The 14,011-nt window shown below is 39.6% G+C and carries 8 protein-coding genes; 6 read left to right on the top strand and 2 right to left on the bottom strand.

Annotation, left to right across the window (positions count from 1 at the left end; genetic code table 11):
• Positions 1-106: 106 nt before the first annotated feature.
• Together AOR04_RS17100 and AOR04_RS17095 are read left to right on the top strand one after the other, a co-directional pair.
• Positions 107-2,923, top strand: a complete 2,817-nt coding sequence (locus tag AOR04_RS17100; protein ID WP_096793987.1) for a TolB family protein — start codon at positions 107-109, stop codon at positions 2,921-2,923.
• 58 nt (positions 2,924-2,981) lie between these two features.
• Entirely contained in the window at positions 2,982-3,701 is a 720-nt protein-coding gene (locus AOR04_RS17095) for a DUF6445 family protein (protein ID WP_096793986.1), read from the top strand.
• Between the two features lie 99 nt (positions 3,702-3,800).
• Here the strand turns inward: AOR04_RS17095 and AOR04_RS17090 are convergent, their stop codons facing one another.
• Positions 3,801-4,934, bottom strand: coding sequence for a PepSY-associated TM helix domain-containing protein (locus tag AOR04_RS17090; protein WP_096793985.1), 1,134 nt, complete (start codon positions 4,932-4,934; stop codon positions 3,801-3,803).
• Positions 4,935-5,223: 289 nt separating this feature from the next.
• Between AOR04_RS17090 and AOR04_RS17085 the strand changes: the two genes are divergently transcribed.
• Positions 5,224-5,838 (top strand): PQ-loop repeat-containing protein, encoded by a 615-nt coding sequence (locus tag AOR04_RS17085; protein ID WP_033015705.1) that lies wholly within the window; start codon positions 5,224-5,226, stop codon positions 5,836-5,838.
• 72 nt (positions 5,839-5,910) lie between these two features.
• The gene (locus AOR04_RS17080) at positions 5,911-6,699 is read left to right on the top strand and encodes a PhzF family phenazine biosynthesis protein (protein WP_096793984.1); all 789 of its coding nucleotides are present in this window, start codon (positions 5,911-5,913) and stop codon (positions 6,697-6,699) included.
• Between the two features lie 72 nt (positions 6,700-6,771).
• Here AOR04_RS17080 and AOR04_RS17075 read toward each other — a convergent pair whose 3' ends face one another.
• Positions 6,772-9,279 (bottom strand): zinc-dependent metalloprotease, encoded by a 2,508-nt coding sequence (locus tag AOR04_RS17075; protein ID WP_096793983.1) that lies wholly within the window; start codon positions 9,277-9,279, stop codon positions 6,772-6,774.
• A 289-nt stretch (positions 9,280-9,568) separates the two neighbouring features.
• Between AOR04_RS17075 and AOR04_RS17070 the strand changes: the two genes are divergently transcribed.
• Both AOR04_RS17070 and AOR04_RS17065 read left to right on the top strand, forming a co-directional pair.
• Entirely contained in the window at positions 9,569-10,747 is a 1,179-nt protein-coding gene (locus AOR04_RS17070) for an efflux RND transporter periplasmic adaptor subunit (protein WP_096793982.1), read from the top strand.
• 13 nt (positions 10,748-10,760) lie between these two features.
• Positions 10,761-13,916 carry an efflux RND transporter permease subunit gene (locus AOR04_RS17065; RefSeq protein WP_096793981.1) on the top strand — a complete coding sequence of 1,052 codons (3,156 nt, stop codon included), beginning with the start codon at positions 10,761-10,763 and terminating at the stop codon, positions 13,914-13,916.
• Positions 13,917-14,011: the final 95 nt, after the last annotated feature.

The following is a 14,011-nucleotide window of genomic DNA, read 5'->3' as shown; positions in this document are numbered from 1 at the left end:
ATGTGTAAATACTCATTTTCACATGTTTTATTACACTTTCTTACTGCCCATGAAAGACATTTAATAATACTCTAGATGGTATTAAGGAATTCTTTTAGGGACGCTCATGAAAAAAACACTTATCGCATCGGCTTTATTACTAGCAGCACCGAGCTTTGCAGCCGATTGGCAAACTATTCATACCGAACATTTTAATGTTCACTACAGTGTTGAGCATGCTGATTTTGCTAAATCAACTGCAGCAGAGCTTGAAATAGTACGCATCAAAGTGCTTGAGCAGCAAAACCGAGCACTTGATAAAACAGTTGATGTAGTTGTGTTTGATCCCCTAAATGCGGCAAATGGCTTTGCGCTACCTACCTCAAATAATCCTGTAATGGCGCTTTTTATAACCCCACCACAATCCGACACCGTTATATCAAACAGCGCTGGCTGGCAGCAGTTACTTGTACTGCATGAATATATTCACTTAGTACACTTAGCACAGCCAACACGCAATGACTGGCAGCAAAAAGTACGTGGCATATGGGATTTATACGACTTAACCTACAGTGATACACCGCGCTGGGTAGCCGAAGGTTATGCCACATTGATTGAGTCTAAAATGACGGGCCGTGGGCGTTTATTTGATAACTACTCAGAGTCAATACTGCGAGAATTTGCTCAGCAAGGTGCTTTGCCAACCTATGGGCAATTAAATGGCGAGCAGGGCTTTATGGGCGGCTCAATGGCGTATTTAATGGGGAGCCGCTTTTTAAATTGGCTAGAGCAAAACTATTCAGAGCAAACACTCGATAGTGTTTGGACGCGAATGCAAGGCGTAAAAACGCGGGATTTTGATGAGGCATTTAGCGGTGTGTTTGGGCAAAGTGCAGCCAAGCTATACCGCCGATTTATAGCTGAATATACCTATAAAGCAATGCAAATAGAGCAAGGGGAGGTGTTACTTAATAGTGAACTTTGGCTTGAACTTAACTTATATGCAAGTAACCCCGCACTTTCAAAAGATGGTAGTAAAATTGCAATTGTTGAGCGAGACAAAGAGAGTAATACCAAGCTTATAATTTATAGCACGGATGACAACATTAAAGCGCAAGAAGAGTTTACTAAAGCGCAAAAAGAGCTACTCGAAAACGATGCACAAGACATCCCCGATGCAGCGCCAAGTGTGTTTAAGCGCGAACAAAAACAAGTGCTTAATCAAATTAATCGAGCCGGTATTGCAAACACGCAATGGGTAAATAATACAACGTTATATTTTAATGCGTACAGCAATGAAGAGTCGGGTATTTATAACAAAGTGTCTGACATATTTAGCTATAACACTGACACTGGAAATATTACACAACTTACCGAACTTGCTGGTATACGACGATTTAGCGTAACCAGCAATGGTGAAACCTTATATGGCGAGCAAATAAGAGATGGCTACTCTGAATTAGTAAAGGTTGATCTAAACACGCAAACCATCACACCATTATTTACAAAAAGCCTTGAGACAACTTACGATTACCCAATACTCAGTCCTGATGAAAGTAAATTGGCTTATTTATCAACGTCATTAAATGAAAACTGGCAATTGTATATACAAGATGTAGGTGGTAATAAGCAGCAATTAGTACCTATGCCAAACGGCTATCAATATTTAAGTCAGCCGAGCTTTAGTCTTAATGGTGAGTCACTTTACTTTGTTGCAGGCTTAAATAGCGCTACTGATATTTATAACTACAACATAGAGAGTAAAACACTCAGCAAGTTAACTCAGGGGCAGGAAGCCGTTGCCCACCCGATTGAAATGGCTGATGGCTCGTTACTCTATTTTTCGATAACCGCAGATGGGCCAAATGTAAAAACATTGCCAAAAGCTATAAACAGCACTGTAGTTACTGAATTTTCGGCTAATAAAAAAGCATCGCTGCTCATTGTAAACGAACATACGCTTCCAAAAGCTAAAATATATACGCACCAAACAACGCAGCAAACAAATTACAACGTGCTCGACCAGCACGCTACTTTTGCACTAGGGACGCAGTATTATTCGGCTTCTACCAGTTTGTTAGATTTAAGCATTAAAAGTAGCGATTTATTAAAACAGCTCGACTTGCAAGCAGGATATAGCACTGATTTACACGATGGGGCACTGCACGGTGGTTATGTGCAGGCAAAATATAATGCGCTTGATGTAAAACTGAAACTTGCACTGTTTGACTATAATTTAAATACATCGCGGCAGTACCAAGCAAGTTTAAATACCGACATAGATGCCCGTGGTGGTTTTGCTGCAGTAAGTTACCCAGTTAAATTTGGGCAGCTAAGTTTAACGCCAGAGATTGCCTACAATTACACTGATTATAAGCTAAGCCATAAAAGTTGGACGCGTTTAGGCGTTGCTCAAAATTGGCAATATGATCGTCAAGATTTTGCGATAGGCCAAAGTGTTTATGCGAGTTGGTACGATGGCAGTAGTAAAAGTAGTAATTGGCAAGGTTACGATTTAGCCGCCAAAATTTTTGGTAGGGCGTTTGGTATTCCTCTTTATGCAAACTTTGATCAAAAACAGCGTGATGACAATAGCCTTGCATTAGGTGGTTTTAGCTCAAATCTTATTAATCAGCAACAAAGTAGTGAACATGTACTTTCATCTGTTCTGCCCTTTTACAGCGCAACTGCAAAGCGCTATCAAGGCTACGGTGGCGGCTTTAGCTTTAAAGAAGGCATGCCGTGGCTTTATTATAAGCAACATCAACTCGACGACACCGTATACGCACAAAGCTACGGCTTAAAATACCAAGGTGATTTTAGTTTTGGGATGGGGCCTGCGGGCGTAAATGATTTAACATTTAATATGGGACTGTCGCGAGTAGAAGGCGACAGTTTTGAAGATGAAATGCGTGCTTGGCTGAGCTTCTATTATTCGCTTTGAATGGTTATTAAGTAAGTGTTATATTCTGATTTAGTTTAATAAAATAAGTATTTTAACAATGTCATTTAAACACTTGAAAGTCCCACTGGATGTGGTACTTCCAAGCGTCCCGTCCGACGCACCAGGCTTAAGGTATGAAAAGCCATCAATTGGTAACAACTATTGGGTTGTTGATGACTTTTTTGATAGCGAAGAGGCGATGAGTATTCGCTCTTCATGTTTAAACAGTGAAGTTTGGAAATTCGGCAAACCTTATACAAAAGAGCTTTGGCCAGGAATGCGTACGCCCGATGCGTTAAGTGATTTACAGCTTAATAAAGTAGAAGAATATGTTAAGTCTGTTATAAAAAAAGATAAATTATGGGTTGCTAAGTCAGATAAAGTTGTAGTGGATACGAATACTGCAATATTAGTGGGTGCAGATGAAGGGGCATCTCGACCTCATGTAGATAATCGTTTTTTATGCAGATATGCAGCCGTTTTATATTTAAGCCCGAACCCTAAACCCTCTGCAGGTACCTCTTTTTATCGTTTAAAATATGCAAATGAAGCGGCTGGTGGGAATATTGTAGATCCTCCGTTCGCTAATCTGGTTGATGCTTTGAATGTAACTAGTTTACCTTATAGTGCATGGTATAAAGACATCGACATTGATAACCGCTTTAATCGTTTAATTGTATTTAAAGGTAATATTGTTCATAGCGCTTCAAAGTATTTTGGAGACGATTTAAATACTAAAAGGTTGGCGGTAACTTTTTTTTGGATGTGTGAAGATTAATTAAAAATAATTAACTATTACCTGCTCGTCCCAATTGTTATTTCGTCTTTTCTTAGATAAAACACCTTATTGTTAAACCAACAACAAGGTGTTTCTTTATTAAGCGTTTGTGGCATGTCGTTTTTTATAGCGATTGACCTGTGACTGTTTTTTACGTTTTCGGCGGGTAAACCATAAGTAAAAGCCGGTTCCGGCTAGCCATACCGGACTTAAGCCAATTACACACCACAGTATTTTACTAGTAAGACCTGCGAAATAACCAAAGTGAAGTTTTCTGAAGCTATCAATTACTTGCCAGCCAATACCAACTTCGCGAATATCCCAGTTGACCATGTGGTCACCAGTCAATTTATTGTAGGTAACAGTATTGGCGTATTCACTGGCAAACGGGTTGGCAGTTTTAACTTCTCCAAATACGGTAATATTTTCATCCGGTTCTAATGGCATAACCAAAAAAGTGCTATTAAAAGTAGTTATTTGTTGTTTGCTATTATCTAAAATATCTTGAAACGAGATATCTGCACTATGTAGCTTTTTGGTTAGCACAAAATGTTCTTCTTCTGCGTGCTCTATTACTTCGTGATACCAAACAGCCCAGTTAAAGTAGCCACCTGTAATCGCTAAAATAATAATGATAGGGGAACCAATAACACCGGTCATTTTATGAATATCGCTAAGGACTATTTGTAGTGTCGCACGCCAGCGTACACTAAACAGACGTTGCCAAAACTTGCGATAAATAATGAGGCCTGTAATACCTAAGATTAATAAAAACAAAGCAAAAAAGAAGCCTAAAACAGTACCTGTTTGCCCAGGTAAACTTTTTAAGTCATTTAGTAAAAATGTGTAATGTAGTTCTAAAAACCAATCAGTAAAGTAATGGCTAGTGTCTACTGGCTCCGATAAAATATCACCTGTGTACTGGTTTAAATGAAACTTATACCATTGCTCTGTACCGCGTTTAACTAAGTAAACCCGATCAGCAGTATCATTGTTAAAAATCTCCCAGCTACCCACTAGATACTCAGGGTAAGCATGTTCTGCTTTAGCGATTAATTTATCGATTGCTATACGCTCTGGCAACGCTTTTACAACAAAGTGACTATCAGGCATAAGTAAGCCATCTATTTCACTTTTAAAAACTAATACACTGCCTGTAATACTAATGACAATGAGTGGAATGATTGCAATAAGGGCAATCCAGCTGTGGATCTTAAAAAGTATTTTTCTCATGGATGGTTTTATATGCAGTAGCTAATGACCTGCGCATGATAACAACTATCATTTTTATTTGTAAGTTTCAGTAATGAATTTCAATAAAACAAACAAACTGTGAACTTAATTCTACGGTTTTTGTATACTCAGCTTGCCAGTACCTAAAATAAGTTTTTGCTATTTAGTTGAGTTAAATTTACGCGGCTCTACAATGCCGCGCTCATAGTAAAAGCCTTTTAAAACATATGTTTAATAAATGTTTTTATTTCCATTTCTAGTTAACATTTATGTAACGAGTGAGGTTGCTTTGGCGCATTATTTGCCTATATTGTCTTCTTTTATTTTGGTTTTTAGTTTTTTACCACTACTAAACAAAATTCGAAAAAATCGTAGTGTCTCAGGTTTATCACTATTGATGATGACGTTTGGGTTAGCGCAAAGCCTTTATTTTATAACCTACAATATTTACTTTGAGCGCTATTATATTGCATTACCATTTATTGTAACCGGTGCGTTAAGCGGGCTTATTTTGTATTTTTTTGCACGTTTCAACGCAGCTAAACGAGAGCGCGTACAGCTGGTTACTATGTTAGGTTTTTCGTTACTGCCCTTTTCACTGCTTTTGAATTCAAACCTCGATACTGCAACGGTATTAAGCGCTTTAACGTATGTTGGCCTTGTGATGAGTTCGGTACGTGTTATGCCGCAAACTTATAAAACATTGCGTACGGGTAATGTAAGTAATTTAAGCGCGCGCTACTTTAGCTTGCAGTTTATTGCTGGTATTTGCGGCTTAGTTGTTGAGCTTTCAAATGCAGCCACAAGTACTGCGCACTTACTTATGTTTATTATGTTGTTGCTTACAAATGCTGTGCAATTTGGCTGTATGCAATATTATAGAGTGCGACCTGTAATGGCTTAAAGCTAAAATAAAAGTGCTAATTGAGTTTAGGTGTGGCAGTTTTAAGCTATTAATCATTACAAAGTTTAAACAATGCAATTAACTATTCATCAAATTGATGCGTTTACGAATGAGTTATTTAAAGGTAACTATGCGGCAGTGATCCCATTGAAATCGTGGCTAAGTGACGATTTAATGCTAAAAATTGGCGCAGAAAATAACGTATCTGAAACGGCTTTTACCTGCCAGCAAGACGATGGCAGTTTTGTTATTCGCTGGTTTTCGCCGTTAATGGAAATCGACTTTTGCGGTCATGCCACACTTGCGGCTGCCTATGTTTTATGTGAAGAGCATAATATATCGCAAATTCGCTTTATTGCTGATGCGGTGGGCGAGCTGATCGTTAATAAAAACGCTGATGGCAGCTTTGCAATGACCTTTCCGAAACAAGCACCGGTTGAAGTGCAAAATGTACCGCAGCAATTGCTTGATGGCTTGTCTATACAACCGAGTAAAGTGCTTAAAAACCGCCAAGCTTACTTTGCTATTTATGAAAATGCCGATCAAATACTTGAATTAAAAACTAGCTCAGAGCTTTTAAAAACGCTTTATCCACTTGATGTAGTGGCCACTGCTCCGAGTGCTGAATATGATTTTATATCTCGTTATTTTTGGCCTGCAAGCGGTGGCGACGAAGATTATGTGACAGGTTCTATTCATACTGGCTTGGCACCTTACTGGGCGCTGCAATTAGGTAAAACTACGTTAAGCGCTTATCAGGCTTCAAGCAGAGGCGGGCAGCTAACTTGCGAAGTGGGTGATACAACCGTCACCTTAACCGGGCATGCTGTAAGGTATTTAAAAGGCACTATTTATATTTAATCTTTATTGTTCTTGTTATAAAAAAGGCCACGTTTAACGTGGCCTTGGTTTTACTCAATTGTTAGAGCTGCTTTACGCTTCTAGCGCTTTTGCAATTAAGCGATCAATATATTTTTTATGCGCTTTAGTCGCAGTATCTGATCCCCATGCAACACTGGTATCGGCTATTTGAGTTAGCTGATATAACGCAGCGGTTTTAGCTAGGTTATCAAATTTACTTGCTTTACCAAGGCCTGCAATCGCGATTAGCTGGTTAACATACTCAATTTGTAAGTTGTGGCTAATAGAGTTGGCGTCTTTGCTTTTCACAAAAATGCTGGCAGTTAAATCTTGCATAAACTGAGTTAGGCTATATTCATTACCGTATAGAGCGGTGTCAGAAATACGCAGTAACACAGCAGGGTGTAATAGCTGCGCAAGTACAGACTTTTGCATGCCTAAAATCATTTTGTGTGCTTTAGGGTCTTCATTTTTACCAAAGTGATTAAAGCCACGACGTTGCAGCTGTAAGTAGCTATAAAGAGGTTGCATGTTTTGTAGTACATCTGGTGCAAATACAAACTTTGCGAGTATATCCATCGCTTGTGTTTGACGCTCAAGCGATACCGGTGTAAATGGTTTATCTGCGTTTGCATCACCCACTACAGCGCGCTCAACGTACACACCACCAATCTGGCGAGAAACAACACCTGCTTGAGCTCGGTATTGACCAAATAAGCTATTAGCAGAGGTAACAAGCTGTTGGTAAGACTCACCTTTAACCGTTGCTTTATCTTTTAGTTCAGTAAATAGTTTATTGATAAGTGCCATACGATCTGCGCCATAGGCTGCAGGGTTTGACGACAAATCACCAATCATTACACGTGGATCGATATGGCGACCTGGTGCGCGCATGTCGTCGGCATCGTTACCAAAGGCAAGGGCATGTTCACTTGAACGAGCAAGTATTTTTTCAAGTCGAGCTTGCTCAGCAGCTTCATCTGCAAGCGCTACGCTGTAGCCGTAGTTAATTGCCCAATCATCATAAGGACCTGGTTTTGTTTGAAAAATATCACCTTGCTGCACACCAATTGGGGCAATGTTAGCCGGTGCATAATCCATAACAGAACCGGTTACTATGCCTTGGGTTTTGTTTTTGTCGTGTACTTCTTTTTCATCCCACAAAATAGATGATTTCATATTGTGGTTAAGACCTAAAGTATGGCCTACTTCGTGAAGTACCAGTTGCGTTAAACCTTGGCGAAGCATTTCTTTATCTTCAATTTTGTCGCCGCTAGCAAGGCCTTTGGCAAGCATTAGATTTTGTTGAATCTCATGCCCAAGAGAGCAATTTAGCTCGCCGGTATCTGTTGCTTCACCGTGGCTCATTGTTCCTTGGGTGAAAAGTGTGTCGTAAATCCAGCGGTTTTTCATAAATACAAACTCAAGCATAATGTCTGAGCCCAGTATTTCGCCTGTTAATGGGTTAGCAAGTGCTGGTCCGTATCCGCCAAATGGAGGCTTAGGTGACGAAGTCCAACGTAGTACGTTGTAATTAATATCGCCCGCATCCCAATCCGCATCGTCTGGTTGTACTTTTACTTCCAGCGCATTTTTAAAACCGGCTTTTTCAAAAGAAGTATTCCATGTTAAAACTGCATCACGAATAGTATCGCGCCATTCAACTGGTGTCGTATTCTCTATCCACCAAGTAATTGGTTTTACTGGCTCTGAAAGTGTTGCACTAGGGTCTTTCTTTTGTAAGTCCCAGCGTTTTATAACATCTTGATAAGGTGCCCAATCGGTAGATGTCATTTGATCAAATTGGTTGGTAAAATAACCAATGCGAGCATCATCCATACGGGGTGCATAATTGTTGCTAGGAAGAGCAACAAACGAGTGCTGCACTTTTACCGATACACTGCGAGGATCGCTTACTGCATTAGAGCCACGTACAGTAGGGCTTGGGTTAGTAAATACGTAATCAACTACTACGTCTAAGTTATTAGGGTATGGACGCTGTTTAATAATGCGTGATTTTTTATCGTCTAGTTTACCTACTTTAAAGCGTTTTTTAGCGTTTTTATCTGCTGGATTTGGCGTAGGTGATACTTTATGAAGTGCTTCGCTTAAAAATAACTTATTTACATTAAATGCTATTTTACCGTCTTCTTCTTTTTCTATTTTAATGCTCGCAAGTACCGCTTCACTAATATTGGCATCACTCGCTTTTGAAATCGCACTGCTTTCGTCAAATTTGTAGCGAGGTGTTTTGCTAATAATATCGATACGGTCAAAGTATTTTCTAAATTCAATTAACTTAGTTTCACGGTATGCACCACGATAATGGCCTGCATCTGTAACGCCATCGACAGTGTGCGCAAAATACACAAACGGCGTATTGAGTTGGGATTCGTTAATCACCATAAGGTGCTTACCGGTTTTTTCGTCTTGATAAAGGCTAAATATACCGGCAAATTCGGTTTGTCCTTTGATCATTTCGCTAAGTGTTTTTGACTCTTTTTCGTCTTTTTTATCGGCTGCAAATGCATGGCTGCCAAACGCTAAGCTAAGCGCAAGGGTGATGGACGTTAATTTCATTTTGAGACTTTTAATATTTGTTAATTTAATTGGACTGTACGTAAATTGATTTAATTTCGCACATCTTCGCGATGAAATTTAAGCGTTTAAAGCTAATTGATTGATATCAATAAATAAAAGTTTGTAACAAAATATAACGAATGAGATTAATCACCATTTCATTCATCTTTTATACTTATATAAAGTTGTAATTTGGATGTATTTGCAACAGTTGCTTACAAATGTCATCTTAATGTTTCGTATAGCTCTGGTATTATGGTGTTAATAGAATTTTAGGGATAAATAAGATATGCAAACAAATTCACTTAGATGGGTTTTTCCATTCGTCGCGCTTGCTTTAGGTATCGTTGGTTTTATGGCAATTAACGCTATTGCAAAAGAATCAGAAAAAAAAGAAGTTATTGATGCTCGTCCAACGGTGCAAGTTGAGCCTGTGGCAGCAAATGATCACCAAGTTATCATTAATAGCTACGGCGAAGTAAGACCACTTGAAAATACACAGCTTTCGGCGCAGGTGTCGGGCGAGGTGTTAAGTTGGCATCCTAATTTTGTAGCCGGTGGCATAGTTGCTCGCGGTGAAACCTTATTCACTATCGAAAAAGACAACTATGAAGCAGCAGTACTTGTTGCAGAGGCCGAGCTTGCTCGCGCACAAGCGGGTTTAATAGAGGAACAAGCTCAAGCTCAAGTAGCCGAAGACGAAGCCAAGCGCTTTCCAAGTAAAGCGCGCACAGATTTATTTTTACGTAAACCTCAAGTGCTCAGTGCACAAGCATCTGTTAAGTCGGCGCAAGCTGCATTAAAGCGCGCGCAACGTGATTTGGATAATTGTGATGTTACAGCCCCTTACGACGCATTGGTTATTAGTCGAAATATAGGTGTTGGACAATTTGTCACTATGGGCTCGCAAGTTGCTGAACTCAATAATATTGAGACCGCTGAAGTGATTATTCCTATAGCAGGGTTCGATAGCGTTTTTTTGCCAGAGCGTATTAAAGGTATTACCGCAACGATTATTCAAAAAGGCCTAAACAGCTTCACCCGTGAAGGTGTAATTGACCGCGACCTAGGGATTGTTGATAACGCTACGCGTATGAGCAGTTTAGTAGTGCGTATAGAAGACCCATACGGTCTTAAGAATATACAACCAGCCATTAAGTTTGGTAGCTACGTACAGGTAAATTTTGCAGGTGCAATGCTTAATAATATTTACCGCTTACCGCAAGAATTAGTTAATAACAAAACCGTATGGATCGTTAATGAAGAGCAGCAACTTGAGCCGCGCAAAGTCACAGTTATTCGTGAAGAGGGTGAGTACTTTTACATCAGTGATGGTTTGCAAGCAGATGATAAGTTGGTGATTACTTTGCCAGAATATCCGCAAAAAGGCATGGCTGTAAAAATTGCGGGCCTTCAAGATACTAAAAAAACAGAGGCACTTGAAAATGCTTCCACTGAAAAATTATAAGGTAAGCTGAGTTATGAGTAACACTGAACTACCAAATACAGCGCCTAACGCTGAAAAACAAACCGGTATTATTGCTTACTTCGCTAATAACTCCGTTGCTGCCAACCTAATGATGATTTTTATTGTGGTGATGGGAATTATTAGCTTTCTAAATATCCAACGCCAAATGTTCCCTAATGTAGAAATTAACTACATTAATATTGAAGCTAACTATCCAGGCGCTTCACCACAAGAAATTGAAGAAAGCATACTTATAAAAATTGAAGAGTCGCTAAAAGATGTGACCGAAATTAAAAAAGGTGTGTACAGGGCATTTAGAAATGGCGGTAGAGCAAGTCTTGAAATTAATACCGATGTAGAGCTTACCGATATACTCGATAAAGTTAAATTACGGGTTGATGGTATAGCAACGTTCCCAGCCGGTATGGAACCGGTCACCATAAGTCAAGTTGAGTTTAAACAAGATGTTATAGGTATGACGCTCGTTGCTGACTTACCGCTAACTGAGCTTAAGCCTATAGCAAACCAAATAGAAGATGAGTTACTACAGCTATCTAACGTGTCGTTAGTGGTAAACGATGTTCCTCTTGATGAAATAGCAATTGAAATCGAACCCGATACGCTGCGTCAATATAACCTAACCCTTAGTGATGTAATGAATGCAGTGCGTCGTTACTCAGCTAACTTTTCGGCGGGGCAGCTAAAAACAGACGCAGGTGTTATTTCTGTTCGCGTCGAAAATCAGTTTTACTCTGGTGAAGAATTTAGGCAAATACCGGTAAAAATAGGGGCTAACGGCGCTAAAGTGTTACTGCAAGATATTGCCGTGATTAAAGATCAGTTCACTGAAGGTGAGCGTTACTTTAAATTCAATGGTGAAAATGCAGTTTATATATCGGTGAAAGCGACTGAAGAGCAAAGTATTATCCCAGTTGCTGATTCAGTAAAAGCATTTATAGAATTAAAAAACAAAGAGCTACCACTGGGGGTTCGTTTAGAGCCACTAATGGATTTTACGTATTACCTAAATGCCCGCTTAGATATGATGGTTACAAACCTCATTCAGGGCGCTATTTTGGTTGCAATTATGCTATCAATCTTTTTACGCTTTAAGTTGGCATTATGGGTAATGATTGGTTTACCAGTGTGCTTTTTGGGCGCAATGATGATGATGCCACTGTTTGGTGTAACCATTAATATTTTATCACTTTTTGCTTTTATTATGGTGCTAGGGATTGTGGTGGACGATGCCATTGTCATAGGCGAAAGTGCCTACACCGAAATAGAGAAAAAAGGCGGCGGTGTTGTTAATGTGGTTAATGGCGCAAAACGCGTAGCAACCCCCGCAACTTTTGGTGTACTAACTACCATTGCAGTATTTGCTCCATTTACGTTATCTACAGGTCCAGAAAGTGCCTTCTTTTATGGTATAGCTGTGGTGGTAATGCTGTGTTTGGTATTTAGTTTGATTGAATCAAAGTTGATATTGCCTGCCCATATTGCCCACACTCATTTTTCACCAATAAAAGAGGGGGGCTGGCGAGATCGGTTTAATACGCGATTTTTTGGTTTTGTAAATGGCCCATATAAGCGCTTTGTTGTACGTTGTGTTGAATGGCGTTGGTCAGTATTATTTTCATTTATCGCCCTATTGATCGTAACCTTTGCTTTAATCTCATCAAATCAAGTTCGTACTGGGTTTATGCCAAAAATTCCGCATGACTACCCACAAATAAATCTAGAAATGAATGACAATGTATCAGACATACAAACAATAAATGCTATTCGTGAAATAGAGACGATGGTGATTGCGGTTGATGAAGATACCGAGCGCAAATATGGTCAAAAACTCATAAGAGATATTTTAGTATTTAACCAAGGGCGCACCGAAGCCCAAGTGCTTGTACCTCTTGTTGATGAAAGTGTGCGTCCTTATAACGCGTTTGAATTATCACGCCGTTGGCGCGAAGCCATGCCTGATATTGCCGGTGTTAAATCATTAACCATTTATGATGATGTAAATGGAGGAGGCAGTGACGGCGAATTTGGTTATTTATTATATGGCTCAGATATTGATACATTAAATAATGCTGGTCGTCGCTTTATAGAATTGCTGCAACAGCAAGAAGGTTTGTTTGATATTAGCTCAACAATAGACCCTGCCAGTAAAGAAGTGCAAATGAACCTAAAACCGGTCGCTTACGACTTAGGTTTAGATTTGGCTTCTATTGCTAATCAAGTTGGGGCAAGCTTTTACGGTGGTGAGGCTCAGCGTGTTATTCGAAACGGCGAAGAGGTGCGTGTAATGGTACGTTACCCTAAACTGACTCGAGAGGCATTTTCGTCACTTAAGCATGCGGTTGTTACTACCCCGCAGGGCCGTGAAGTACTGCTTGGTGATGTAGTTGAACTCACTGAAACACCGGGTATTAGTTATATTCGCCGCGAAGGGGGTTATCGTACAGTGTATGTTTATGGAAACATAGATGAAGAAGTGATTGAGCCAAACGAAGTTGTAGATCAAATTAAAGAAAAATTACTACCACAACTTAAAGAAGAGTACCCAAGTGTTAAGTCAGAACTTGGTGGCGCCATTGAAGAGCAACAAGATCAAGCTAATCAGCAGAAGATGTTTTTCTTCGGCGGCATGATTTTGGTGTATATCTTATTAGCCGTACCCCTTAAGAGTTATGCGCAACCACTTATTGTTATGTCGGTGATTCCATTTAGCTTAACGGGAGCAATATGGGGGCATTACTGGTTTGGTTTGGATATAACTTTAATGTCTGGCTTTGGTATTATTGCAGCAGCAGGGGTGGTTATAAACGACTCACTCGTTATGACCGATTATGTGAATCAGGCCCGTAAAACAGGTGTTAGTATTAAAAATGCTGTAATAGATGCCGGTTGTGCTCGATTCAGACCTATATTACTTACTTCAATTACTACATTTGCAGGTGTATTGCCCATTATGTTTGAAACAAGCTTGCAGGCTAAGTTTGTAATACCTATGGCGGTAGCGCTTGGTTTTGCAGTGATGTTTGCAACATTAATAACGCTTATATTGGTACCATGTTTGTATATTATATTAAGTGATATTGGTAAGGTGTTTACACGCATTTTGGGTGGGATTAGGGCTGTATTTAAACGTCGCCCGCAGAAGGTTTAGCTCAATAAATAACATACGGGCTTAAATGCTGGGTACAAAAAAGCACTGAATAATTAACCATTCAGTGCTTTTTATCATTTGTTGTTACTACATTA

It is taken from the genome of Pseudoalteromonas sp. 1_2015MBL_MicDiv, from assembly GCF_002407505.1.
Classification (GTDB): domain Bacteria; phylum Pseudomonadota; class Gammaproteobacteria; order Enterobacterales; family Alteromonadaceae; genus Pseudoalteromonas; species Pseudoalteromonas fuliginea.
The sequence above is the reverse complement of the archived record's forward strand: the minus strand, read 5'-3'. Positions and strand labels throughout refer to the sequence as shown.